The organism is Bradyrhizobium iriomotense, from assembly GCF_018129405.1.
Classification (GTDB): domain Bacteria; phylum Pseudomonadota; class Alphaproteobacteria; order Rhizobiales; family Xanthobacteraceae; genus Bradyrhizobium; species Bradyrhizobium iriomotense_B.
The window spans coordinates 158,487-183,806 of sequence record NZ_JAFCLP010000011.1; the positions used below are offsets into that span (position 1 = coordinate 158,487).

Annotated in this window: 24 protein-coding genes; 8 read left to right on the forward strand and 16 right to left on the reverse strand. The window is 64.7% G+C overall.

Translation table 11 applies throughout. The features are described 5' to 3' along the window. Positions 1 to 2 precede the first annotated feature (2 nt). From JQ592_RS22670 to motA, 9 genes are all read right to left on the reverse strand, one after another. Positions 3 to 332 carry a flagellar hook-basal body complex protein FliE gene (locus JQ592_RS22670; protein WP_211405006.1) on the reverse strand — a complete coding sequence of 110 codons (330 nt, stop codon included), beginning with the start codon at positions 330 to 332 and terminating at the stop codon, positions 3 to 5. Between the two features lie 2 nt (positions 333 to 334). Then, positions 335 to 751: a flagellar basal body rod protein FlgC gene (gene flgC, locus JQ592_RS22675; RefSeq protein WP_211405007.1), complete on the reverse strand. Its 417-nt coding sequence runs from the start codon at positions 749 to 751 to the stop codon at positions 335 to 337. A gap of 11 nt (positions 752 to 762) precedes the next feature. Further along, complete coding sequence (flgB, locus tag JQ592_RS22680) at positions 763 to 1,143, reverse strand: flagellar basal body rod protein FlgB (RefSeq protein WP_211405008.1); 381 nt, start codon at positions 1,141 to 1,143, stop codon at positions 763 to 765. Between the two features lie 84 nt (positions 1,144 to 1,227). Continuing rightward, a complete protein-coding gene (gene flhB / locus JQ592_RS22685; protein WP_211405009.1) occupies positions 1,228 to 2,313 on the reverse strand; it encodes a flagellar biosynthesis protein FlhB in 1,086 nt (361 codons plus the stop codon). A gap of 13 nt (positions 2,314 to 2,326) precedes the next feature. Then, positions 2,327 to 3,367 (reverse strand): flagellar motor switch protein FliG, encoded by a 1,041-nt coding sequence (locus JQ592_RS22690; protein ID WP_211405010.1) that lies wholly within the window; start codon positions 3,365 to 3,367, stop codon positions 2,327 to 2,329. Between the two features lie 2 nt (positions 3,368 to 3,369). Then, the gene (gene fliN, locus JQ592_RS22695; protein ID WP_018641265.1) at positions 3,370 to 3,744 is read right to left on the reverse strand and encodes a flagellar motor switch protein FliN; all 375 of its coding nucleotides are present in this window, start codon (positions 3,742 to 3,744) and stop codon (positions 3,370 to 3,372) included. Between the two features lie 76 nt (positions 3,745 to 3,820). Next, positions 3,821 to 4,135, reverse strand: a complete 315-nt coding sequence (locus tag JQ592_RS22700) for a hypothetical protein (protein ID WP_211405011.1) — start codon at positions 4,133 to 4,135, stop codon at positions 3,821 to 3,823. Further along, complete coding sequence (locus JQ592_RS22705; protein ID WP_211405012.1) at positions 4,116 to 5,057, reverse strand: flagellar motor switch protein FliM; 942 nt, start codon at positions 5,055 to 5,057, stop codon at positions 4,116 to 4,118. The genes JQ592_RS22700 and JQ592_RS22705 overlap by 20 nt, the downstream gene beginning before the upstream one ends. Beyond that, positions 5,054 to 5,950 (reverse strand): flagellar motor stator protein MotA, encoded by an 897-nt coding sequence (gene motA, locus JQ592_RS22710; protein WP_211405013.1) that lies wholly within the window; start codon positions 5,948 to 5,950, stop codon positions 5,054 to 5,056. Before motA ends, JQ592_RS22705 begins: the two co-directional genes overlap by 4 nt. A gap of 143 nt (positions 5,951 to 6,093) precedes the next feature. On the opposite strand from motA, the gene JQ592_RS22715 reads away from it, so the two are divergent. The 4 genes from JQ592_RS22715 (at position 6,094) to JQ592_RS22730 (ending at position 10,453) form a co-directional block, all read left to right on the forward strand. After that, a complete protein-coding gene (locus tag JQ592_RS22715) occupies positions 6,094 to 6,882 on the forward strand; it encodes a DUF1217 domain-containing protein (RefSeq protein ID WP_211405014.1) in 789 nt (262 codons plus the stop codon). A gap of 3 nt (positions 6,883 to 6,885) precedes the next feature. Next, positions 6,886 to 7,614: a flagellar basal-body rod protein FlgF gene (gene flgF, locus JQ592_RS22720; RefSeq protein WP_211405015.1), complete on the forward strand. Its 729-nt coding sequence runs from the start codon at positions 6,886 to 6,888 to the stop codon at positions 7,612 to 7,614. A gap of 49 nt (positions 7,615 to 7,663) precedes the next feature. Continuing rightward, positions 7,664 to 8,989 carry a flagellar protein export ATPase FliI gene (gene fliI / locus JQ592_RS22725; protein ID WP_211405016.1) on the forward strand — a complete coding sequence of 442 codons (1,326 nt, stop codon included), beginning with the start codon at positions 7,664 to 7,666 and terminating at the stop codon, positions 8,987 to 8,989. Positions 8,990 to 9,805: 816 nt separating this feature from the next. Next, positions 9,806 to 10,453 carry a MarR family winged helix-turn-helix transcriptional regulator gene (locus JQ592_RS22730; RefSeq protein WP_211405017.1) on the forward strand — a complete coding sequence of 216 codons (648 nt, stop codon included), beginning with the start codon at positions 9,806 to 9,808 and terminating at the stop codon, positions 10,451 to 10,453. A gap of 1,035 nt (positions 10,454 to 11,488) precedes the next feature. Here JQ592_RS22730 and JQ592_RS22735 read toward each other — a convergent pair. After that, entirely contained in the window at positions 11,489 to 13,072 is a 1,584-nt protein-coding gene (locus JQ592_RS22735) for a porin (RefSeq protein WP_211405018.1), read from the reverse strand. A gap of 515 nt (positions 13,073 to 13,587) precedes the next feature. Here JQ592_RS22735 and JQ592_RS22740 point away from each other — a divergent pair. Further along, on the forward strand, positions 13,588 to 14,067 hold the full coding sequence (locus JQ592_RS22740; RefSeq protein ID WP_211405019.1) for a MarR family winged helix-turn-helix transcriptional regulator: 480 nt from the start codon (positions 13,588 to 13,590) through the stop codon (positions 14,065 to 14,067). 75 nt (positions 14,068 to 14,142) lie between these two features. On the opposite strand, the gene JQ592_RS22745 is transcribed toward JQ592_RS22740, so the two are convergent. Then, the gene (locus JQ592_RS22745; protein WP_211405020.1) at positions 14,143 to 15,228 is read right to left on the reverse strand and encodes an alpha/beta hydrolase family protein; all 1,086 of its coding nucleotides are present in this window, start codon (positions 15,226 to 15,228) and stop codon (positions 14,143 to 14,145) included. 882 nt (positions 15,229 to 16,110) lie between these two features. Between JQ592_RS22745 and JQ592_RS22750 the strand changes: the two genes are divergently transcribed. Beyond that, a complete protein-coding gene (locus JQ592_RS22750; protein WP_211405021.1) occupies positions 16,111 to 17,175 on the forward strand; it encodes a ketopantoate reductase family protein in 1,065 nt (354 codons plus the stop codon). Positions 17,176 to 17,200: 25 nt separating this feature from the next. On the opposite strand, the gene JQ592_RS22755 is transcribed toward JQ592_RS22750, so the two are convergent. Together JQ592_RS22755 and JQ592_RS22760 are read right to left on the reverse strand one after the other, a co-directional pair. Then, on the reverse strand, positions 17,201 to 18,193 hold the full coding sequence (locus JQ592_RS22755; protein WP_349630486.1) for an Acg family FMN-binding oxidoreductase: 993 nt from the start codon (positions 18,191 to 18,193) through the stop codon (positions 17,201 to 17,203). Positions 18,194 to 18,347: 154 nt separating this feature from the next. Next, entirely contained in the window at positions 18,348 to 18,932 is a 585-nt protein-coding gene (locus tag JQ592_RS22760; RefSeq protein WP_211405023.1) for a LysE family translocator, read from the reverse strand. Positions 18,933 to 19,452: 520 nt separating this feature from the next. Here JQ592_RS22760 and JQ592_RS22765 point away from each other — a divergent pair. Then, positions 19,453 to 20,271, forward strand: coding sequence for a YkgJ family cysteine cluster protein (locus JQ592_RS22765; protein ID WP_211405024.1), 819 nt, complete (start codon positions 19,453 to 19,455; stop codon positions 20,269 to 20,271). A 105-nt stretch (positions 20,272 to 20,376) separates the two neighbouring features. Continuing rightward, the gene (locus JQ592_RS22770) at positions 20,377 to 21,891 is read left to right on the forward strand and encodes an ATP-binding protein (RefSeq protein WP_211405025.1); all 1,515 of its coding nucleotides are present in this window, start codon (positions 20,377 to 20,379) and stop codon (positions 21,889 to 21,891) included. A gap of 4 nt (positions 21,892 to 21,895) precedes the next feature. Here JQ592_RS22770 and JQ592_RS22775 read toward each other — a convergent pair whose 3' ends face one another. From JQ592_RS22775 to JQ592_RS22785, 3 genes are read right to left on the reverse strand one after another with little or no spacing between them, the layout of a single operon-like run. Then, the gene (locus tag JQ592_RS22775) at positions 21,896 to 22,636 is read right to left on the reverse strand and encodes an ABC transporter ATP-binding protein (protein WP_211405026.1); all 741 of its coding nucleotides are present in this window, start codon (positions 22,634 to 22,636) and stop codon (positions 21,896 to 21,898) included. Beyond that, positions 22,633 to 23,481: an ABC transporter ATP-binding protein gene (locus JQ592_RS22780; RefSeq protein ID WP_211405027.1), complete on the reverse strand. Its 849-nt coding sequence runs from the start codon at positions 23,479 to 23,481 to the stop codon at positions 22,633 to 22,635. The genes JQ592_RS22775 and JQ592_RS22780 overlap by 4 nt, the downstream gene beginning before the upstream one ends. Beyond that, positions 23,481 to 25,304 carry an ABC transporter permease gene (locus tag JQ592_RS22785; RefSeq protein WP_211405028.1) on the reverse strand — a complete coding sequence of 608 codons (1,824 nt, stop codon included), beginning with the start codon at positions 25,302 to 25,304 and terminating at the stop codon, positions 23,481 to 23,483. Before JQ592_RS22785 ends, JQ592_RS22780 begins: the two co-directional genes overlap by 1 nt. Between the last annotated feature and the right edge of the window lie 16 nt (positions 25,305 to 25,320).

The following is a 25,320-nucleotide window of genomic DNA, read 5'->3' on the forward strand; positions in this document are numbered from 1 at the left end:
GATCAAATCGACATCCGGACGACTTCCTGGTAGGCCTGCACGACCTTGTCGCGAACCGCGACCGCCGTCTGCAAGGCCTGCTCGGCCGACATCAGTGCTTCCACGACCTTCCGGGTCGATTCCTTGCCCTGCATCGCCGAGATCGACGCCGCTTCGCCCGCCTTCAGCGTGCCGATTGCGTCCGTCGTCACCTGCTTCATCACCGACTCGAAGCCGACATCGTCGCCGGCCTGGATCGGAGCCGTGGCAGCGGGCGAGATCGCCTGCGTCTCGGTGGCGCGGGACGCCGCCTGCCCTGCGGAAATCGCGGTGGATGAAATCGCCTCAAGCATTGTCAGCTCCTCAGAAGGTCGATGGTCATGCCCAGCATCGACCTCACCTGTTTCACGACCTGGAGATTGGCTTCATAGGACCGGTTGACCTCCCGCATGTCGGCCATCTCGATCATCATGTTGACGTTCGGCAGCTTGACGTAGCCGGCCTTGTCGGCCGCGGGATGCCCGGGGTCGTATTCGACGCGGTACGGCGTGGTGTCGACGCCGATTTCCTTGATCTTCGCGAGCTGCGCGCCCGAGGCACGGTCCATCGCGGCATCGAACGTGATCGTCTTGCGCTGATAGGGATCGGCGCCGGCGGTGCGGCCGGTCGACGTCGCATTGGCAAGGTTTTCCGAGACGATACGCATGCGCGTCGACTGCGCCTCGAGCCCGGAGCTCGCAACCGTCAGAGAGGCGCTCAGTGCGTCCAGCATGTCAATTCACCTCAGGTTTTCACGCTCGACATGAGCATGCGATGGAACGAGCGCACGACCGCCGAATTCATCGAGTAGTCGCGATTGACGTCGTTGCCCTTGATCATCTCCTGCTCGAGGCTGACGGAATTGCCGGAGTGAACCACTTCCCAGCTGTCCTTCTTGGCGGTCGCGCGCGTGTCGGTTTCAGCCGCGGACAGCTGCAGGTGCGACGGCGATGTCGTCGCAAGCCTGACCGGCATCGTGTCGAGCACCTTGTTGAACGGCTCGACGTCGCGCGCCCTGAAGCCGGGGGTATTGGCGTTGGCGACGTTGGTCGCGATGGTCGACTGGCGGAGTTCGAGGTACCGCGCCTGCGACGATGCGAGTTCGAAGAGATAAAGCGGTCCCACGACAGCCCCATTTGGTCCATTCGGGAGAACCCTAGGGCGTTAAGCTTTCGTCAAGCTGTTGCGCGAAGCACCATCCTCGGAAATCTACTGAACCTTTTCCGGGCGCGGTGCCTGCTTCGACTGCAGGAAGTAGATGATCTCGGCGACCGGCCGGAAGAACTCCGCCGGAATCACCTGATCGACCTGGACCGCCTCGTAGAGCGCGCGCGCCAGTGCCTTGTTCTCGATCACCGGAATTCTGTTCTGCTCTGCGACCTCGCGGATCTTCAAGGCGATCACGTCCATGCCCTTGGCCACCACGAGCGGCGCCGGGTTTTCTTCACGCTTGTAGCGCAGCGCGATCGCAAAGTGTGTCGGGTTCGCGATCACGAGCGTCGCGCGCGCAGCGGAGGCGATCATCCGCTGCCGGGAGCGGTCGCGCGCCAGCGAGCGCAGGCGCGCCTTGACCAGGGGATCGCCCTCGGCCTGCTTGTGCTCGTCCTTGATCTCCTGCTTGGTCATGCGCAGCTCGCGCCGCCAGTGGAAGCGCGCCCAGGCGAGATCGATCGCGACCAGGACGATGGTCGCGATGCAGATCGCCGAGACGATCCGCATCGCGATGTTGAGAATCATCTCCGGCAGCGCCACCGGATCGGTGTACATCGCCTCGAACGCCTTCGCTTCGGACGAGCGCAGCACGAAGGCGACGACGGCGCTCACCGAGCCGAGCTTGAACAGCGACTTGGCGAACTCGACGAGGCCCTGCGTTCCGAACAGCCGGCTCCAGCCGCCGATCGGGGAGATCCGCGACAGGTCCGGCGCGATACGCCGCAGCACCAGGCGCGGCGCATTTTGCAGGAGCGAGGCAGCGAGCCCGAACACCACCAGGATGACGAGCAGCGGCACCAGGAATCGAAACGCCTGGAGCCCCACCACGGTAAGGAGGTTCTGAGCGTCGGCCCCGGTGCCGAGGGGAAAGCCCTCGGGATCGTCGAGCAGCCCCTTCAGCGTCGGCACCAATTGCTGCACGCCCTGGCCGATCAGGAATGCCTGGATCACCATCAGCGCGGCCATCGAGGCGAAGATGGATGCCTCCCGAGAGACCGGGATTTTGCCCTGTTCGAGCGAATCACGGACTTTCTTCTCGGTCGGCTCTTCTGTCTTGCTCTCCTGATCGGATGTTTCTGCCATGCCCGTTCAGCGGTCAGCGGAAGACCAGCTCATCCTCCTGGTCGGGGTTGAGCTCGATTTCGCCCTTCTCCGCGAGGTCGAGTGCAAGGTCGGTGATCACGCGGCGCGCCTCCAGCACGTCGCGCTGGTTCGACGGCTCGCCCATCGCGAGCTCGGCCTCGACGACGCGACGGACGCGCGATGCGACCGAGGACAGGATCAGTTCGCGGAAGTGCTTGTCGGTGCCCTTCAGCGCGACGACGATGCGGTCGGTGGGCACCTGGTCGAAGATCATGGTGCGCGCCTTCGGCGCCAGGTTGATGACGTCGTCGAAGGTGAACAGCAGTTCCTTCAGCACCTCGGCCGACTTCGGTCGCTTCTCCGACAGGCTCTTCAGTATGTCCTCGATGTGACCGCGCTCCATCTTGTTGATGATGTCGGCGACACGGGCATAGGTGTCCGCGCCGAGGTTGCGGGCGAAATTCAGCGTCAGATCTTCGTGCAGCGTCTTCTCGAGGACCTTCATCGCGTCGTCGACGATCGGCTTGAGGCTGAGCACACGCCGCATCAATTCGTTGCGCAGGCTCGACGGCAGCTGGCTCATCACCTTGGCGGCGCAGGACGGCTTGACCTTGGACAGGATGAGCGCCGCGGTCTGCGGATGCTCCTTGGAGAGGTAGGTCGCCAGCGAATTTTCCGACACCGACGAGACGCGGTCCCACACCGACCGGCTCGAATTGCCGAGCAGGTCCGTCATGATCGCCGAGACCTGGTCGGCCGGAAGCACGTCACCGAGCACGGCTTCCAGGCCACCGAGGGTGCCGAGAATGTTCGCGCCCATCGAGAACTGCTGGGCAAACTCCTCGACGATTCCCTCGAGCTCCTGCGCGGTGATCGGCCGCAGCTCCGCCGCCGCCTTGGTGACGATGCGGATCTCCTGCGGCTCGAACTGCTGAAGCACGCTCGCGGCCGCCTGCCGGCCCATCGCCAGCAGGAGCGCGGCGACCTTTTCGGTGCCGCCGAGCGTGGTAACGCCTCGCTGCTTGACGGGAGCGATGCCGACCGGTGCCGCCATGGTCAGGTATCACCCTGCCCCAGCGGCCCGACGATCTCCGTGAGCGAGACGCCGAAGCGGGAATTGTCCTCTTCGACCACGACCACCTCGCCGCGTGCGACGATGCGGCCGTTGACGACGACGTCGACGGGCTCCCCGACCCGGTGATCGAGCGGAACGACCGCGCCACGGCCGAGCTTCATCAGGTTCGCCACCGGAATGGTCGCCGAGCCGAGCACCACCTGCATGGTGACGGGAATGCGCAGGATGGCGTCGACGTTGGCGAACTTGCCGGTTTCCTCAGCCGTGCGCTGGGCGATCTCCGCCAGCCGCTCCAGCGGGGACGTCTCGGCCTCTCCCGATGCAGGTGCAGACTCGTAATCGAAGGATTGCGCCATTTGGTATCGCCTCTTGGTATTTCCATTCCCGGAACGCCGCAGCGTCCCGATCGTCATTGTTCCGCCAGTCCGGGCCTCAGTGCTTGTTCACGTCCGCGCCGCCGGCGGCCGTGACCGGTGCGAGCCCGCTCCTGGCATCGAGCGCCGCGATCGCCTCGTGAGCCTGGTCGATCTTCGCGCTGAGCACGTTGGCGAGTCGCCCGAGGTTTGCAGTGGAGTCATGTGCCGCGGTGATGACCGTGTCGAAGGCGCCCGCCGTCTCGTGGACGATGGTCGAGAATTCGCCCTGATAGCTGCGCAACCGCGCCAGCTCGCGGTGCATCTTGGTCACCCGCATGCTGGTGAAAGCGAGGGCAATGAGCAGCACGGCATCAACGAGATAGGATATCATCGACGAACTCCCGTTTCTGATCCACGGGATCGGCCACCTGCATGGCATAGTAGCCATCCAGCTGGCCGATCTGACACCAGAACAGCACCTGATTGTTGCTCTCGAGACGAGCCAACGTGCGCGGCGTGGCTTCGAGCTCGAGCACCTGCCCGACCTGGAACTTCACGACGTCGCCGAGCGTCACCATCTTCTCGTCGAGTACGGCACTCAACGTCACCTCGGTCCGCTGAACCTCGCTCTCCATCTGCTCGCGCCAGCGCGGATCTGACGCACGACCGTCGCTGACGACGACATGGGCGAGTTTCTGGCGCAGCGGATTGAGCGCGGAATGCGGGACGATGAGGAACATCTGGCCGCCGCGATAGAGCGCCTGCACCATGATGTTCGCGCAGATCGACATGTTGCTACTGCGCCCAATCGCCAGCGAAGCCATCGCAGTCTCGACCCGCTCGACGCGGAAGGTGACGTTGGACGTGCCGGCGAAGGCGGATTGCAGCGCCTTGGCGAACCGTTCGAACAGTGCCTGGACCAGGCGGATCTCGATGTTCGAGAAAGTGCGCTCGACGTCGAGCGGCGGCTCGGCCCCGTCGGAGCCGAACATCGCCTCGACCATCGTGAACACGAAGTCGCGATCCAGCATGATGATGACGCGCGAGTCCCACTGCTCGGCATAGAGCACGGCGGCGACCGCGTTGCCCTCGTAGTCCTTGATGATGTCGCCGAGGGGGTCGTTGGTAATGCCGTTGACCGAGAAATAGCAGGGCGTTCCCGCCATCGGCTGCAGGCTGTCGGTGCACGATGCCGCCATGCGATCGAAGATCACATTGAGCATCGGCATACGCTCGATGGAGATACCCGCCGCATCCAGCAGGTAGTTCGGCAGCTGCTTCCGCTGGTCGACCTCGACGTCTTCCATCGTCATGCGCGCGCAGCCTTCGGTTCAGCTTCGGTCGGGACGGCCTTGGGTCCCGCGATCGTCTCGTTCTCGACGACGTCGATCGAGGGACGCTCGTTGCTGGAGATCATCTTGCGGCCGTGCTCGACCGCGATCTGCGGCATGGCGCCGTTCATGAAGGCCAGCAGCGTCTGCTTGACGATGATGTAGGGCCGGCACTTCTTCTCGCGCATCATCTTGATCTTGATCGCGAAGGGCGAAAGGACGCCATAGGATATGAAAATGCCGGCGAAGGTGCCGACCAGGGCCGCGCCGATGAAGCCGCCGAGCAGCTTCGGCGACTGGTCGAGTGCGCCCATGGCCTTGATGACGCCGAGCACCGCGGCGACGATGCCGAGGGCCGGCATCGCCTCGGACACCGTCACCAGCGCATGGTAAGGCGCCAGCTTGCTCTTCACGATGGTGTGGATCTCCTCGTCCATCAGCGCCTCGATCTCGTGCGTACGCGCGTTGCCCATGATGATGAGACGGACATAGTCGCAGATGAACTGGAGCAGCGAGGGGTCGCCGAGCACGCTGGGGAACGCCTTGAAGATCTCGGACGACGAGGGATCGTCGATATGCGCCTCCACCTCGTTGCGGCCCTTGCCCCGCAGCTCACGCATCAGGGCATGCAGCGCCCCGAGCAGGTCGAGGTAGTAGCGCTGCCCCGGCACCGCGTTGGTGATGGCCTGCATGCAGGCGACCCCGGTGTCGACGACCGTCTTCCACGGATTGGCCAGGATGAAGGTGCCGACCGCGGTGCCTATGATGATGACGAATTCCCACGGCTGCATCAGCACGGCCAGATGCCCGCCCATGGCGGCAAATCCGCCGAGCAGCGCCGCCACCGTGATGAAAATCCCCACGAAACTGCCCAACGCGCCGCTCCATCGCCGATCCCATCGGGAGTATCTAGTCGGCGACGCTTGCGCGAAGCTGGCTTCCCGCATCGCCAGCCTCGCGCAAGCAATCCGCGGCAGCTTGGGACGAAGTCGCAATTGCGGCCAGAGGGGCGCGTGTCATGCTATCCACCATCGCGGATTACACCAGACTGACCAAGGACCTGGGCAAGTCGATGACCCAGGTCGCGCAGGAGCCGGACGTCAGCCGCGAAACCGATTATTTTCTCAGCCATATCGGCAATGTGAAGACGATCGACGACTTCCTAAAGGACTATCGCCTCTACTCCTATGCGATGAAGGCCTACGGCCTCAGCGACATGACCTATGCCAAGGCGTTCATGCGCAAGGTGCTGACCGAAGGGGTCTCGGACTCCGACGCCTTCGCCAACAAGCTCACCGACACCCGCTACCGGCAGTTCGCCACCGCCTTCAATTTCGCCGCACTCGGCGACCAGGCGACCCAGACCACGGCAGCCACGACCGGTACGGCGACCCAATACGTCACGCAGACGATGGAGGAGAAGGCCGGCGACCAGAACGAGGGCCTGCGGCTGGCGCTGTATTTCACCCGCAAGGCCTCCACGATCACCAACGCCTACCAGATCCTCGCCGACAAGGCGCTGACGCAGGTGGTGCAGACCGCAATGGGCTGGTCGTCGACGATCAGCTCGTCCGACATCGATTCCCAGGCCAAGTTGATCTCGGACAACATCGATCTCACCGATTTCCAGGACCCGACCAAGGTCACCAAATTCGTGCAGCGCTTTGCCGCGATGTGGGACGCGACCCAGGCCCAGAGCGACACCTCGACCAACCCCGCGCTGGTCCTGATCGCCGGCGCCGCGACGTCGATCAACCTGGATACCAACATGCTCACGACGCTTCAGAACATCAAGTTCAACAGGTAAGTCATGCAATCCGCTCTCTATGTGGGATTGTCGGCGCAGGTCGCCCTCGAAAAGCGCCTCCAGACGATCGCCAACAACGTCGCCAACGTCAACACGGCGGCATTCCGCACCGACGTGGTGAAGTTCGAGACCGTGCTGTCCAAGGCCGGCGCGAACCCGGTCGCGTTCTCCTCGCCCGGCGACAACATCATTTCGCGCGAGCAGGGCAACGTCACGGAGAGCGGCAATCCGCTCGACGTCGCCGTGGTGGGGCAGGGCTGGCTCGCCTTCGCCGGCCCGAACGGCACGGTCTATACGCGTGACGGCCGGCTCCAGATCGCCGCCAACGGCGACCTTCAGACGGTGTCCGGCTTCCCCGTCATCGATGCCGGCGGCGCGCAGATCACGCTCGATCCGAACGGCGGACCGGTCTCGATCTCGCGCAGCGGCGCCATCACCCAGGACAACAACGAGATCGGCACCATCGGCCTGTTCAACATTCCCACTGACGCCAATCTCGAGCGCTACGGCAATTCCGGCGTCACGCCCGACCGGCCTGCGACCGCGATCGCCGATTTCTCCCGCGACGGCTTCAAGCAGGGCTACGTCGAGGGGTCCGGCGCCAATCCGATGATGGAATTGACCAAGCTGATGGCGGCCTCGCGCGCCTTCGACGGCACCAATTCGATGATCGAGGGTACCGAGAGCTCGCTCCAGAACGCAATCCGGACGCTGGGCGAGCCGGGCAAATAAACTTGCAAGTAGAGTGCGCCCGCGTGCGCAATGAGGGTGGACGGTTTCCTTGAACGCTCTTCGGCAACTCGAGTGGGCGCTGCTGGAGCTTCAGCAGAGCACTCCCCTGGCCAGCGTCAGCGGCGCGATCTCCGAGATCGCGCCGACGCATTTCCGCGTCTCCGGCCTGTCGCGTTTCGTCAGGCTTGGTGAGCTGATCGGCGTCAACTCCGCCGGCAAGCCCCAGATCGGCGAAGTGGTGCGGATCGACAGCGACGGCATCATCGCCAAGCCGTTCGACCGGCAGTTCGGCGGGGGCCTCGGCTCCGTAGCCTACCGGATGCCGCCATTGTCTTTCGCGCCCGATCCGAGCTGGAAGGGCCGCGTCATCAACGCGCTCGGCGCCCCCTTGGACGGACAGGGTCCGCTCACGCCGGGATCGCGCGCCGTCTCGGCGGAGGCCGAGGCGCCGTCGGCCATGAAGCGCGCGCGCGTCCACAAGCCGCTGCGCACCGGCGTGCGCGTCATCGACCTGTTCTCCCCAATCTGCGCCGGCCAGCGCGTCGGCATTTTCGCCGGCTCCGGCGTGGGCAAATCGACGCTGCTCGCCATGCTCGCCCGCAGCCAGGGCTTCGACACCGTCGTGCTGGCGCTGGTCGGCGAGCGCGGCCGCGAGGTGCGCGAATTCATCGAGGACGTGCTCGGTCATAACCGCAGCCGCGCCGTCACCATCGTATCGACGGGAGATGAAAGCCCGATGATGCGGCGGCTGGCGCCGAAGACGGCGATGGCAGTCGCCGAATATTTCCGGGATCGGGGCGAATCGGTCCTGCTCATGGTCGATTCGATCACCCGCTTCGCCCACGCGGCCCGCGAGGTCGCGCTCGCCGCCGGCGAGCCCGCGGTGGCGCGCGGCTACGCACCGACGGTCTTCACCGACCTGCCGCGCCTGCTGGAGCGCGCCGGCCCCGGCGAGGAGGGATCCGGCACCATCACCGGCATTTTCTCCGTGCTGGTCGACGGCGACGACCACAACGAGCCGATCGCCGATACCATCCGCAGCACGCTCGACGGGCACATCGTGCTCTCCAGGCACATCGCCGACCAGGCCCGCTATCCCGCCGTGGACGTCCTCGCATCGGTGTCCCGCCTCGCCCACAACGTCTGGGACCCCGAGGAACGCGAATTGGTGAGCAAGCTGCGCACCATGATCGCCAAATACGAGGACACCCGCGACCTGCGCCTGATGGGCGGATACCAGTCCGGGCGCGATTCGGGCCTCGACCAGGCGGTCGACATGGTTCCGCGGATCTACAGCGCGATGCGGCAGGACGCTTCGGCGCCGCCGAGCGCCGACCCGTTCCGCGAGCTCCGGGACATGCTCAAGGGCGAATAACTCTTCCGGACCATCCTTTATCAGGCCGGAACGGAGCGCGCAGCGCCCGCGGTTGCACATCCGCGGCTGCCACCGCTTCCTCTCACAAGTGTTTCAACCGTTCGGAGGGCATGGGCGGCCGCGCGGCAGGCGAGCGAATCGCCGTTTCTCCGAATCGCGCCCACAACAACCGCCACGTGTAATTCCTACGGGTTCCCTCAGGCAATTCTCCCGCAGACCGCACAAGTTGTGGATGATTCATCAACACACATCGCCCTCGTCATGCACAAGCTTCGATCAACCTGCATCAACGGCAGACATCAACATGCCGTGCAATCAAACCGTCGTATAGTTGCGTGCATGTTGCTCGCGGGACAATGTATTGCGTTCACCGTCATGTGTTCCTGAGAGCGAGATTGTCTTGAACGTTACATTCGCCTGCGACGACATCCAGTCTCCGAGAGCGTCTCTACTTGATTTTGTTGAGAAGCTCATTCATCGTTTCGGCGGAAGATAAGAAACGTGTGCGTGTGACTTGAACTTCAGGGGCTTCGGTTGAACAACTCCGATCCATCATCCGCTGGTGACGGCAACTCGGGCTCCCGTGCGACGACGCGATTGATGTGCCATCTGCGACGCAGCCTCACGCTCCGGACTGCACCACGCGCATCAGTCGGTGTCGGACGCGCTGCAGTCCGTGCCTTCGAGCAGAGGCCGGGCATGACACGCTCATCGGACGTCTGCAGAGGTCTGACGTTGCTCGAAGGATTCGCGAGCCAGGGCGCAAGGCGGCTTCGGGACGCCGCAGACGAAGTTCCGGGGGCGAGGTAGGAATCCATGCCATTGGCAAGAGAAGCCGTCGAGCTGCTGGTCCAGGCGGCGAGGGCTTGGTATTTTGAAGGCAATCAGCATGGATTGCGCGATCGGGAATGGATGGCGCTGCGCTTCCTCGGCCGCGCCAACAGGTTTTCGCGCACGCCGTCCGCACTCGCCGGCTTCATCGGCGCCACCAGGGCGACGGCATCGCAGATCGTGAAGACGCTGGAGAGCAAGTCCTTCCTGCAGCGAAAGCCATCGCATGAGGACAAGCGTTCCGTGGTGCTCCACGTCACCGCGCAGGGCGAGAAGTGCCTGAGCCAGCACGACCCGATCAACCACGTGGTGAATGCGGTCACGGCGCTCGGGACCGACGAGTGCATCCGCTTGCGCGACTCGCTGCGGGAGATCCTCAATCACCTCGACGCCGCGCATCAACGACTCGACGCCAGCATCTGCCGGGACTGCATGTTTCTCGCCGAACGCAGTCCAGGCCTCGGTCCGGCCGCCGCAAAGGGACGTGCAACCGCCGAGTTCATGTGCCGGTTGTATCGCGCCCCTGTTTCGCTCGAGGAGACCGAACTGCTCTGCACCAGTTTCGAGCGTACCCGCGACCGCCCCAAGATCGAGGAGCATCTCGATCGCGCCCGCGTGGCGAGCCAGGGCTGAGGCACGCGCAATTTCCGGGCGGCAGCGAGAGCAGAGCTTGCGGATAGTTTCACGGGTATCTGTGTAGGTGTTTCATCATCGTCATTGCGAGCGTAGCGAAGCAATCCAGAATCCCTCCGCAGCGGCAGTCTGGATTGCTTCGCTGCGCTGGCAATGACGGAGTATGAGGCCCAGCATCGCAGTTCTCCGACATGCACTCGTAGGATGGGTAGAGCGAAGCGAATCCCATCACTTTGTGTACGCCGATGCATGATGGGTTTCGCAAGTGCTCTACCCATCCTACGGCATCGCAGACACGCTTTCGCATCCTCGCGGCTGATTTCGCCCGAGCTTTGCTTCGTCGCTCCACCCTCTTTAATCAAGAGGGCACAGGGAAGGCCGGGTGCCGGCTGGCACCTGCGGTCCGCTGCGCGAAGATGGAGCGCAAGGAGACCGCACAGCAGCATACAGGTGAAGCCCAACACACGGCCTTCCCTGCGCGATGGTCGGACGGCTTATGCCGCGCTCTCCTGGGAGCCGAATTCCTTCTGGCCTCCCTCGTCCTTGCGAAATTCACCAGCACCGCGCCGGTTGACGCGACTGCCGCCTCCGCAAGAGCTTGACCGTAGCAACGACGGCCAGAACCACACGGTTTTGCCGTACGCGCGGCCCGCCATTTCGCCGCAGTTTTCCCGGCCCTGTCGACGGAGCCGGAAACTTACAGACGAGACGAACCTGTCAGCGCCGTTCGTCCGCACGAAGCCTAAAGGGCTCACGGAGAGCAATCCGCCCTGCCCCCAAGCTCTCGCGCCCGACGCTGCCGCGTCCACCGCAAGCCCGGCTCGCGAAAATGACGACCACATGATCGCCCCTCAAGGATGAGCCGGGATGGGCGACACATACGACAAATCCGAATTTCGGTAAAGCGGAATATTTTTGGCGCGGCGGGTTGACAGCCGGGCGACACAGCCCGGCGCCCCGGCCTCAAATGATCTGCGCAACAAAAAACACCCGGCGGTTTCCCGCCGGGTGTTCGTTGACCTGGTTCGACAGAGCTTACCAGTTGCGCTGAGCGCGCAGGATCATCGCGATCGAGTCCTGATCCTTCAGCTCGTAGGTCGCGGCCGGCTTGGCGGTCGTGACGCCCGGGGCGATAGCGACAGTGCCCGAGTACTTCTGGTCGAGATGGGTCCAGGAGAGGTCGGCCGAGAAGGTCAGGTTCTTGACCGGGGTCCAGCGGGTAACGATACCGAGCTGGCCGATCGCGAAGTCCGGGTTACAGCCGGTGACACCAGCCAGGCCGCCGAATACGCCGCCAGCACCACCGGCGCCGCAGAGCGTGGTCTTGGCCAGCGTACCGAACTGAGCCTGAGCGTAGGCACCGTACAGCGCGGAGTTCCAGTTGGGATCCCAGTTATGGGTGTAAGCGCCACGGAAGCCCCAGGTCTTGACGGTTTCCTGCTGGCTGCCGGTCACGAACACCGTGTCGGGAGCGTTGGCGAAGCCGATGCTGCCATAAGCACCCGCAAGACCCGAGCTGCCGTACAGAGCGTAGCTGCTGCCCGACAGGTTCTGGAAGTTGTAGCGGGTCGCGCCGTCGGTGTAGACGCCCTGGATGTTGATCGTGTCACCCGCGCCGGTCGGGATGTTCTTGATCGACAGAGCGAGCTGAACCGCCCAGCCCCACTTGTCGTCGGGATGGCCCGTGACTTCGGTCGCTCCGTAATAGCCGACGTGGTTGTCATGCGCAGCCACCGACGCCTGGAACAGGCCCCAGGCCTGGTCGACACGCACCTGACCAACGAGGTTCGGCGAACGCGAGCCGCCGACAGCGTTGGTGCCGTACGAGCCGCCGATCATGCCGCCCGCGGTCGCGCCGGTCATGTTGAGGTTGCCGGCCTGATAGTACGCGGTGGCATCTTCAGCCGAGAACGACGCCGTCACGCCCTGGCCGAAATCGGCCGTGTAGGTGAACTGGGTGACGCCGGTCACGGTGCCGCTGCCGCCGACGAGGTTGTCGGTGATGTTGCCGGGATAGTTGGTCCAGGGCGCGTCGAACTGCGACACGGCCTTACCCATCGTGAAGCCGGCGAACTGGATGAAGGCGTAGTACACGCCGAGCGCACCGGCCGAGGTGTTACCGTCGGTGCCGTTCACCGAGCCAGAGCCGTTCGAACCGACGAGGCCGGTGCCCGCAGCGTTGAGAGTGAGCGCGCCGCTGTACACGGTTCCGCCCGTGGCCGAACCGGTGGGCGTATAGTTGCCGGTCGTCCAGGTGAAGACGCCGTCGAAGAAGGTGCGGACCACGCCGTATTCGGTCGCGGTGCGGGTGTCGATGTTCAGATCTTCACGAGCGCGGAAGGTGTAGTAGTTCATCATGCGGTTGCGAGCACCGGCAGTACCGCCCTGGTTCGGATTGAAGTCCGAGTTGGAGCCCAGCACGGCATCGGCGCGCAGGTAACCACCGAGCTTGATGCAGGTGTCGGTGCCCGGGATGTAGTAGAAGCCGGCGCCGTACAGCGAGCAGATCTTCACGTATTCGACCGCCTTGGCCTTCACGGGGAGATCGGCTGCGAACGCACCGGAGACGGCCATCAGGCCGGCTGCCGAGCCGAGAAAGAGCGTCTTCGTCAACTTCATTAGTAAACCTCCAGGTCGGTTCAGGGGGCTCGGCTCCTCGGTGGAGGCCGCTTGACCCTCTCAATTTCCGTTCAATTCAGGTCCGCACTGAGGGTCCGGACTGAAACGACAGCGAGGTGCCCCCCCTCCGTCGTGGCTTCACATATAGTTTATAAAAACAATCGTCTCAATTCATTGATTTGATGAAGCGTAAGTTCGGAAGGCGCTGTTGCCTGCGAGCAACAGGAGATGCGCGGTTCGAGACAAGCCACTGAGACAAAAGAAAAAGCCCTCAGGGGGCATCCCGAGGGCTTTCTTGGAGGTCTCACATCGCTGTCCACTGACGATGGTCGAGAGCAGCAAATTCTGAGTGGGATAAGGCGTAACTTAATTAATTGCTTTCTGCAAGCATTAAATGACGACACGATTTCCCCAGTGGAGTGTTCCGCGCACGATATGCGAGACGGCTTGCCAATATCCCGGTAAAAGACCGATCAAGACAAAAAGAAAAATGATAAGGCCTAGGGGGAAGCCATATGATCGAGAAGAAGCTCGACCGGGCGATTACGGACTTCATCTGGAATATCGTTGAAATCCACTCGCAGCTGGAGGACATCCACAGCAGCTGGGCCGGACTGCTCGGCATCACTGAGCCGCAATGGCTGATCCTGATGGCCATCACCGAGCTGGACGAGGGGCGCGGTGTCGCCGGAATCGACATTGCGAACAAGCTGCGGGTCCACCCGGCCTTCGTGACCAACCAGACCAAGAGCCTCGAGAAGGGCGGATTCCTGTCGCGACGGCCAGCGGCCGACGACGCTCGCTTCGTCCTGATGTCGCTGACGGAAAAGGCGACGACGAACATCGAAAAACTGTCCAAGCGGAAGTTCGCCCTGAATTCGACCATGTTCAACGAGCTCGACGAGAAGACTCTCGCCGACCTGAATGCCGCGCTCGCGACCATTGCCAGGAATGCTCGACTCGCTGCACGGCTGCTGGCCATCGACGTCTCGTGATCGGCGGTCTTTCTCAACATGATCTGCGCCGCGCTCGTCGCGAGAGGACCGCGGCGCATTCTTGAGGATCATGCGCTAGAGATAGGTCACCGGATCGAGGCGACGGGGGGTTCCGAGTTTGGCGTCGAGCCACTCGAAAATGAAGTCGTCCACCGTGATGAAATTCTCAACCTCGCCGAGAGGATGCGGGATGCGGTTCGGCACGACGACCGAGCAGTCGGCCCCGGCCTGACGATAGCCGGCTTGCAGCTCGAGAGCCTCCTGTTCGCGCACCATCGAGCGGCTCCCGACCACCATGAGAAGCGGGCAGGCCATTCGGCGCGGCGACGGCAACGGACGCAGCGAGGTTTCGCCCTCGACGACCTGCTCGACGCCTGTCATCCAGTGAACCGATGCCTGGTGCGTGGCCGACCGCAAGAGACCGCCGTCGCACACGGCGGCGGCTATCCTGCGATCCGAGAGGCCAAGGCGGGAGGCATGACTGGCGCCCACCCCTTCGCCGTAGATCGCTATCCGCTGCGAGTCGACATCCGGGCGAGCCTCCAGATAGTCCAGCCAGCATTGGAGAATATGCTCCTGTTCGAGCGGGCGACGAACGGGCGAATTGCCGGCATCGATGATTAGAAGCGACATGTTGCGGCGAAGCGAGGCGGGCAACAGCCTGCTCATCATCGAGGCCAGGGTGATGTCCTCGTCGGCGATGCAGATGATCGCGGGCGCAGAAGGCCCGTGACAGAGCGCCGGCAGGAAGAAGCCGGTCAACGCTCCCTGATCGAAACCGGCAATCTCGACGCGCTCGATCGCTTGAGCCGCATCGTCCGCGAAGCTTCTCAGGCTGAAATCGACCCTATCGGCGAAGTCGGTACTGGCGAGATCGTCCGGACCAGACAGGCTTCGCGCGACCTCGAACGCCATCAGCGCGCATATCCACGCTTCGCAGGCGACGATCCGGGCGGCACCATCCGCGCGCGCGGATTCGGCGGAGCTCCGATAGTCTTCCGCGATCCTCAACCAGTCTGAAACCCACAGATGCCTGTGCGCCTCACGCGCAAGCTCCGCGACAGACAGGCTTTCGAAAAATTCGGACGCGCGCTTTCGCAAGCGTACCAGGCTTCCACCGGCTCCATCGCAGGAGCCGTGAGGCCAATGATCACCTTCCATTTTTTTCCCCGAACGGTGCGTCAGCAGTTGGCCAGGCTTGCCGGCTGCGCTGTCAGCGCAACGCCGTGCACGCCTGCTCGATGCGATCCCAGGCGTACCTGGTCGCGTCCATCGCGCTTGCGTCTGCCGATGCTATCGGGCTCGTCGATCTGTTTCGTTGCCATTCCGCGCAGGACGCCATGCCCCGCGCGGGATCGCACCATTGGTGCAGCGAGACCCCATTCGATGTTCGTTTTGTCTTCGCTTCGCACGGGCACCGGGCCACACGGTGCATCGCCCCCATCGGCCGGTCTCAACGCAAGTTGCACGCCGGCTCCAACTCAATCGTCACGTCTCAGCTCCATTGCTGACATACAGTCATGGCCCCGCGCCACTCTGCCATTTTTGCGGCGCTGCGTTTGTAGTTTTTTGTTGCGACTGACGACTAAAAATTGGATGCGATTTGATGACAGAAGAGGCATGACCGGTATCGACCTCTCATGAACGTCTCATGGGCGCATCCGGCGCGCCGCCAATCACCGCAGCAATGACAAAGGCGGTCGATTGCCGCTTCATCGAAGAGACGACTCCCCGGCCCTGCTCGTTCGCACACCGCCTGGTGGCGTACGATCGACTCTCCCTGACGAGCCGGATGTGACATGCGTTCCGGATTCTCGGGAAATAGCTTGTCTCAGATAACGAAGCAGATCTGCAGACCCCCTTGCCGGATGGGATCCGTCACAGTTCGGTCGTCACGGCACGACCGGGACCGCCCGCCCTTCTGCATCTTGTATGCATTATCCCAGTTGCTATCGCCGGCCACTTCGCTTTACATGCCGGCAAATGCCCCCTCGCACGACGGCCGGGGCGCAAAAAATCACATCACATTCCAAGGGACGAAACATGGCGCGTAACATTCTGATTCTCGGGGCTTCCTATGGCTCCCTGCTGGGCACGAAGCTGCTGATGGCGGGGCACAATGTGACCCTGGTCTGCCGCGCCAAGACCGCAGAGCTCATCAATCGCGACGGTACCGAGGTGCGCATCAAGTTGCGCGACGAGGCAGTGCACCGGGCGATCTTCTCGCGCAACCTGCCCGGCAAGCTCGACGCGGTGACGCCGGCCGATGTCGACGTCTCCCGCTACGATCTGGTCGGCCTTGCGATGCAGGAGCCGCAATACACCAACCACACGGTGCGCGTCCTCATGGTCAAGATCGCCGCGGCGAAGCTGCCGTGCCTGTCGATCATGAACATGCCGCCGCTGCCCTATCTGAAGCGGATTCCCGCACTCGCAGGCATGGACCTCGAGGAGGCCTACACCAACGCGCAGGTGTGGGAGCGGTTCGAGCCGGGGCTGGTGACGCTGTGCTCGCCCGACCCGCAGGCCTTCCGCCCGCCGGAGGAAGCCGCGAACGTGCTTCATGTCGGCCTGCCCACCAACTTCAAGGCATCGGTCTTCGCCGACGAGAAGCACAACAAGCTGTTGCGCGAGCTCGAAGCCGACATCGACGCGGTGACGCTCGACGGCCACGACGTGCCGGTGAAGTTGAAAGTGTTCGATTCCCTGTTCGTGCCGCTGGCGAAATGGTCGATGCTGCTCACCGGCAACTACCGCTGCATCACCCCGCACGAGCCGCAATCGATCCGCGACGCCGTGCATGGCGACCTCGCACGCTCGCAGACGATCTACGACCATGTCGATGCCGTCGCCCGCCGCCTCGGCGCCGATCCGCAGGACCAGGTGCCGTTCGCGAAATATGCCAAGGCTGCGGAAAGCCTGCTCAAGCCGTCCTCGGCCGCGCGCGCGGTCGCGAGCGGCGCGCCCTTCATCGAGCGCGTCGACCTGCTGGTGAAGCTGATCTCGCATCAGCTCGGCGTGCCCAATGCCGAGATCGACCGCACGGTGGAGACCGTCGACCTGAAGCTGAACGAGAAGATCGTGCAGGGCGGATCGGGCGCACAGTAAGGCGGCTTCTCGGCAGCAATCGGCCTTACGCGATCACCTGCGCGACGGGTCGGCGCAATGATCTCGGCAGCTCCGGCCCTGCGCCGAAGCGCACCACGATATCTGGCAAGCGCCGGCCGAGACCGAGATAGGCCGCAAGTTGGCGGCGCAGGCTGGGAATCTCGACCGGCTGGTTGACGAAGGCGTATTTGAGGCCGAGCGCCGTCGCCTGCAGCGCGAAGCGCTGGCAGGCGCGCCCGACTTCGACCCAATGCGCCCAGTCGTCATGCTCGGCGACGAACACCGCAAGGCCGGCGGAGCTCTCGATAGAGGCGCGATACTTGTCGTTCTCGCGGCGTTCCGTGAACACGAATGGCAGCAACGGTCGCGCCAGCCACCGCGGCAGGGGCGGATTGCCTGATGCACCCGAGAACAGACCATCCATCGTCGCGACCGCCTCGCCCTCGTTGAAGCGCATCCAGGCTTTGAGCTCCTCCATGAACTTCGGATCCCGCATCTGCATCGTGTTGCCTTCGACGACGTAGTCACTGATGCGCTGCATTTGCTGACGGTCGGTCACGAGCAAGACCGCAACTCCTTCGCCGGTGCCGGCCTGCTCGAGGCTGCGAAGCAGATCGTTCGAGACGGGGCGGCCATCATAGGCCGCACGCGTCGACTGCCGGTTCGGTATCGCGGCGAACAGGGCCGACACCTGCGCAGTCGCGCGCTCGAGATCCGCGACGACCGCATCGGCTTCAATCCGCAACGTCGACCTCAAGCCCGAGGCAGCCGCCGCATGCGTGAGATTCTCGGCTGCACATCCGAGACTGACATACAGGTGGTGATCATCGGGGTCGACCGCAGGACAGCGGCGCGAGACGTCGGGTGCAATGACGATGCTTGCCGGACTGAGCGTGAAACGCCAGGGCTGGGTGTTGTGGCTGTTGGCGGCGAGGGTCGCGTAACGTACGATGCCATGGATGCCCTCATCTGGACGCAGCGGCGCCCACGCGGTGCGCACCGCGTCCGCGTAAGTCACGGCCGTAGCCGCATGCGATCCGTGCGGAGACATGACGGCGGCACACGCCAGCCCTGCCACGACGCTGCGCCGATTGACCATGACAGCCGATGCCTCCACGACGAGCCGAGACTGCGATGGACGACGCGCCTCCGCCATGACATCCCGCAAGCCTTCACGCACTCAGGAATGATTGAAGCCAGATCAGGCCGGTGACGGCGACGAGCGTGACCGCGCCGGTTCGACTGATCAGCTCGGGACGCCCGAGACGACGGGCACCGCGGCCCAGCGTGGCGCCCAGCGTCACCCAGGCCGCTCCCGCCAGGACGATCAGAAGCGCAATCACACCGAGCCGGGGCAACAGCCCGGACAGTCCGGCCTGAAGCGGCAGCAGCAGGAAAGCGAACACCATCGCCTTCGGATTGAGCAGCGTGGTGAGCAGCACCTGGCGGAACGTCACCACCGCGCCGTGGCGCAGTTCGCGCGCGTTGACGCGCCAGAGCATGACGGCAAGACCGAGGATGTAGACGCTGACGGCGATGCGGAGCACGAGAGCCGCAAGCGGGATGTCGCTCACGATCGGTTCAAGCGCCAGCCGCAGCAGCGCGATCGCCGCGAGATAGCCGCACACCTCCGCCGCCAGCAGATGCAGCGAGCGCGCAATGCCGATCCCTGCCCCCGATGTCGCAAGCAAGGTGTTGGTCGGTCCCGGCATGGCGAGAAGAAAACAGGTCGCCGTGAAGAAGGTCAGAGAGTTCATGCCCTCGCCTAGCAGGCGACGCGCCGGCAGGCCTTGATCTGGGTCATGCGATGATGGGGCGTCCCTCTCGTCCCGCGACTGACTGTTCCCGGTGTGATGCAGCAGCAACGCGGCGCGATGTCCTGGTCTGCCGCTCCTCATCACGCAAACGTGTCGCCTCACGCGGCGCGAGCGCCCGCACCGCAGATATCACGACTGCGTGACGAGAATGCGTGTCGCGCCTCCTCTCCGGGCGCTGCGCGGCGGCGAAATGGCCGCGCTTGGGGGCGAATTGAGCCGGGCCGCTCGCGTTTCACGTTTGCAAGCCACCTCGCAGGCGACCGTGACCGCCATGCCTGATCCCGCAATTGCGCAAGTGCTGCATGCGTGCATGGCGGGCCCGGCTTGTTGTTTGGCAAAAAGGAGAAAGATAGCTTTGTGAGTAAGTCATTATCTTCACAACCAGCAACTCGCCGCCACTCCCGGGCACCGGACTGCGATGCCGGCGTCCGGGACCGGACGACAACAACAAGAAAAGACGATGGACCAGGCGATGCTGAGCGTCGTCCGCGCGGTGGAAGCGGGCGCGACGACGATGAAGGGCGTGATCGACGCCACCGGGCTCTCGCGTCTCAAGATCGAACGTGCGCTGACCGCGCTGGAGAAGCAGAAGCTGCTGGTCCGCGACGGCCAGGGCTTTCGTGCGACCGGCCTGCCGAAGACGGCGCGGCCCGCCCGGCAATGCGGCTCGTGCAACGCCTGCTGCGACATCCTTGAGGTCGCCGGCGTCGACAAGCCGGTCAACCAGCTGTGCCGGCATTGGCAGGCCGGTACGGGATGCACCATCTACGAGCGCCGTCCGCAGATGTGCCGGTCGTTCGTCTGCGCCTGGCTGCAGGGCCATCTCGACGACGACTGGTTCCCGGCGAAGTCGGGCATCGTGGTGCATTTCAGCCAGGACGCCGTCAACGTCACCGTCGACGACGATTGTCCCGACCGTTGGTGCGAGGAGCCCTATTTCAGCAAGCTCGCCGAATGGTCGCTGAACGGGATCAGGCGGATTGGAAATCGCGGCTATGCGACCCTGATCGTCTCTGGCGCCGAGCGGTTCCTGCTGCTCGGACGGACCGTCGTGCCCGAGCCGACATTGTTCGGAACGGCCTTCCTGCCCCTCACGGCCGACACCTTCCGGTTCTGGCGGGCGAGATCGCCCGAGCATCTGCAGCGGCTGCACGCGCGCATCGCCGAGATCGAGCGGATCAGGCAGGAATTCGGCTCCTGCGCGATTCCCGCGAACGAGGACGACGATCCGCAGGCGCCCTACCGGCCCGCACTGCTTCGGCTCTCGAATCACGCCTGAACGCCGCCGTGGGCAACGCGGCCTGATTCGCGCTGGACCGCTCGACGCGCCGCGGCGGGATTGATAAGCCCCTGTCCGCGGATGATGGGGACTTGAGTCGGGGACATGACGGTTGCGATCGAGATGGGGCAGACCACGGCAGGCGCCGCGGCGGCCATGGACCTCGAGGAACTCCTGGCGACCCGTCTCCTGGTGCAGGGCAATTCCGGCTCCGGCAAGTCGCATCTGCTGCGGCGGCTGCTGGAGCAGAGCGCGCCCTGGGTGCAGCAGGCCATCATCGATCCCGAAGGCGATTTCGTCACGCTGGCCGAACGCTTCGGCCATCTCGTGATCGACGCCGAGGACCACACCGAGCGCGGCCTCCAGGTTGCCGGCGAGCGCGCACGGCTGCATCGCGTCTCCACCGTGCTCAATCTCGAAGGGCTTGACGCCGAGAACCAGATGCGGCGCGCCGCTGCGTTCCTCGGCGGAATGTTCGATGTCGACCGCGACCATTGGTACCCGATGCTGGTGGTGGTGGACGAGGCGCAGCTGTTTGCGCCGGCGGTCGCGGGCGAAGTCTCGGACGAAGCGCGAAAACTCTCGCTCGGCGCCATGACCAATTTGATGTGCCGCGGCCGCAAGCGCGGGCTCGCCGGCATCATCGCGACCCAGCGCCTTGCAAAACTCGCCAAGAACGTCGCGGCGGAAGCCTCGAACTTCCTGATGGGCCGCACCTTCCTCGACATCGACATGGCGCGCGCCGCCGATTTGCTCGGCATGGAGCGGCGGCAGGCGGAAGCCTTCCGCGATCTCGAGCGCGGCCAGTTCATGGCGCTGGGACCGGCCCTGTCGCGCCGTCCGCTGCGCCTGAACATCGGCCCGACCGCGACCTCCCCGCGCAATTCGACGCCGCGGCTGATGCCGCTGCCGGAGGCCACACTTGAAGACGCCCGCGCGGTTATCCTGGCCGCGCCGCCGCCCGACGCCAGCCGGCCGCAGCGCCGGCCGGCGCCGGATCTGCTCGAACAGCTTCGCGCCGCGAAGGCGGCTGCTGTGCCGGAAGCGCGCGCAGAGCCGATCGAGCTGCCGGTCAGCGCCGAAGAGCTCGCCGAGCGGCGCGAGCGCGTCGATCGGACGCTGCGGGCCGTGCTCGCCGAGCCCGACGCCGGCTTCCGCGCCATCGGCGTGCTGTATCAGGAATTCGTGGTCCGTTGCCGCATCGAGGGCCTCGGCGCAGCGGTGCCCGATCTCAACGAATTCCGCCGCATGCTGACGCACGCGCGCGCCGGCCTCGGCACCGATCTTGCCGAGGACGACGCCTGGCAGGACGTGTCGCTGCGCGCCTCGATCCTGCCCGACGACATGCAGGGCGTGTTCATGATGATCGCGCGCGCGGCCAAGGAAGGCTGGCCCTGCCCCGGCGATGCCGCGATCGCCCGCGCCTATGGCTCCCACTCGCTGCGCCGCGCGCAGCGCCTGCTCGGCTACATGGAGGAGCAGGGCCTGATCGTCGTCCAGCTCGACGGCGGCGGGCGCAGGATCGTGACGCTGGTGGAGCTCGCCTGGGCGACCGCACCGGGCGATCCCAATGGCGACGATCTGCCGGCGGAGACGGTGCAGAGCGCAGCTTCTGCTTGAAACGCTACGCGGCCTCGGAGCCGCCGAGATAGGCGTCGCGCACCCGTGGATCGTCCTTCAGCGCGCGCGCCGGGCCCGACAGCACGATCTTGCCGGTCTGCAGCACATAGGCCTCGTGCGCGATCTCCAGCGCGAGGCTGGCGTTCTGCTCGACCATGAAGACCGAGACGCCTTCCTGGTTGATGGTGCGGATCAGCTCCAGCACGCGGTCGACATAGAGCGGCGACAGGCCCATGGTCGGCTCGTCCATCACGATCATCCTTGGACGGCTCATCAGGGCGCGCGCCATCGCCACCATCTGCTGCTCGCCGCCGGACAAGGAGCCTGCGCGCTGCGACAGCCGCTGGCCGAGTTTCGGGAACAGCGTCAGCATCCTGTCGAGATCCTGCGCGACGGCGTCGCGGTCGTTGCGCACGAAGGCGCCCATCAGGATGTTCTCGCGCACGCTCATGTCGGCGAACAGCCGCCGTGCCTCCGGCACCGAGGCGATGCCGCGGCGGACGATCTGCGGCGTGGCGAGTCCGATCAGCGAGGCGCCGTCGAACGTCACCTCGCCCGAGCGCGGCTTCACCAGACCCAAAATGATCTTCATCGTCGTCGACTTGCCGCTGGCATTGCCGCCGAGCAGGCAGACGATGTGGCCGCGCGCGACCGTGATCGAGAGATCAAAATGCACCTGGGCCTGGCCGTAGAAGGTGTTGACGCCAGACAGCGCCAGCAGCGGTTCGGGGACGCTCGTCGTCATGCCGCGCTCTCCTGCTCCGCCGCGCCCGACAGGCCGTGGCCGAGATAGGCCTCGATCACCTTGGGATCGGTTCGCACCACCTCGCCCGGTCCTTCCGCGATCTTCTTGCCTTCGTCCATGACGATGACACGGTCGGACAGGCGCATCACCATCTCCAGCTTGTGCTCGATCAGGAGGATGGTCAGCCCTTCCGCCTTCAGCTCGGCGACGAGCGCCTGCATCTCCGCGGTCTCGGTCGGATTCATGCCGGCGGTCGGCTCATCGAGCAGCAAGAGGCGCGGCTTGAGCGCGAGCGCACGCGCGATCTCGACGCGGCGGCGGTTGGCGTAGGACAGGCTATAGGCGGGCTGGTCGATCCGCGGCAGCAGCCGCTCGCCGAAACGGGCAAGGATGGCTTTCACCTCCTCACGCAGCCGCTCCTCTTCCGCCTTGACGCTCGAGGGACGCAGCAAGGCCAGGCCCAGCTCGAGCAGCGGCCCGATCACCGGCACCGCCGGCTTCACGGCGCGCAAGCGCGTGTGGGCGCCGATCAGGACATTGTCCATGACGCTGAGATTGCCGAACACGCGGCCGAGCTGGAAGGTACGCGCGATGCCTTCGGCCGCGAGCCGTTCCGGCGACAGGCCGGTGATGTCCTGACCTTCGAAGCGCACGGTACCGGCATCGGGCCGGTCGAGCCCGGTCACGAGGTTGAACAGCGTCGTCTTGCCGGCGCCGTTGGGGCCGATGATGCTGATGAGCTCGCCCCTCGCGAGATCGAGATCGATGGCGTCCACCGCGGTGAGGCCGCCGAAACGACGCGTCAGTCCGCGCAGGGACAGCATGGGATAGTGCTGCTCCGCCATCAGATCGTTCCCAACAGGCCCTGCGGCCTGAACCGCACCAGCAAGAGCAGCACGATGCCGTAGATCAGGATGCGATACTCCGCCGCGATCCGGAAGACTTCGGGCAGGCCGACCAACGCCACCGACCCCAGAATCGCGCCGACGACATTGCCGAGGCCGCCGAGGATGACGACCGTCAGCGCCAGGATGGATTGCTGCGTGTTGAAGGTCTCGTGATTGATGTAGGAGTAAAGATGCGCGGCGATGCCGCCGCTGACGCCGGCAGCAAAACCGCCGAAGATGAAGGCCAGCGACTTGTAGCGGTTCAGGCTGAGGCCATAGGCGCGCGCGGCGATATCGTCGTCTCTGATAGCGCGGAAGCTGCGGCCGAGATGCGACGTGAGCAGCCTCCCCTGGAGCAGCGCCAGCACGACCATCACCGCAAAGCTGAACCAGTAGACCGAGGACGGGCTGATCAGGTCATAGCCAAACAGCGACAGCGGCGGGATGCCGGAGATGCCGATCGGACCGCGCGTGACGCCCTCCCAGTTCAGGATCACCAGCGACACGATCTCGCCGATGGCGAGGGTAGCGATCGAAACATAGTGTCCGCGCAGGCGGAAGGACGGCGAGATCAGCAGCGTGCCGAGCGCAGCGCTCATCAGGCCGCCGCCGATCACGGCAAGGCCGACCGGGACGGAGAGCGTCAGTGACAGCAGCGCGGACGTATAGGCGCCGATCGCGAGCAGTGCGGCGTGTCCGAGCGAGACCTGCCCCACCGTGCCCGCAACCAGCGTGAGACTGAGCGCGAGCATGCCGAGCAGCCAGGCATTGATCAGGGTCTGCAGCACATAGAACGATACCGGGAAGAACGGCAGGACCGCGAAGATCGCGGCTGCGACAGCCAAGGCCCAGCGCGGAATCCGCACCGGGCGGCTCGGCGCGATGAAGGTTCCGGTGAGCGGCTCCGGCGGCGCCTGCCGCGCGCTGGCGAATAGGCCGTTCGGCCGCAGCACCAGCACGACGACGAGCAGCAGGAACGCGAACAGGTTGCGATAGCTGGTGCCGAATACGGCAACGCCGTAGCTCTCGACGAGGCCGAGCAACAGGCTGCCGATCACCGCGCCCGGCACGTTGCCGGCGCCGCCGACCACTTCCGCGACGACGCCCTTCAGCGTCGCCTGCAGGCTCATCGCGGTGTCGATCTGATTATAGTACATGCCGACCAGCATGCCGGAGACGCCGCCGAGCGCGGCGGCAATGCCGAACACCGCCTGATTGACGCGGTTGACGTCGACGCCCATCTGCATCGCGGCATCGCGGTCCTGTGAGGCGGCACGCACGGCCCAGCCGAGCTTGCTGTAGCGCAGGAACACGAACAGCAAGAGCGCGCTGGTGATGCCGACGCCGGCGATGAGCAGATCGAGTGGACCGATCGTGCCGCCGCCGAGCTGGAAGCGAACGTCAGGCAGCTGGCTCGGCAGCGCGCGCGGATTGGGCGAGAAGGTCAGCATCACCAACTGGTCGAGCACGAAGCTGATGCCGATGGTCGCGAGCAGCGGCGCGATCCGCACCGAGTTCTGCAGCGGCCGCAGGCCAAACCGCTCGATGACCAGACCGACCACCGCGGCGGCCGCCGCGACCACGATGATGGTGAGCGGCAGCGGCGTATGCAGCTGCACCACCGCGACCCAGCCGATATAGGCGCCGACCAGATAGATCGAGCCTTGTGCGAAGTTGATCAGCCGACTGACGCCGAAGATCAGCGCGAGCCCGACCGCAACGAGGGCGTAGACATTGCCGACGATCAGCCCGTTGATCGTGTAGTCGAGCCAGGAAGACACGCTGATATCACCGCGA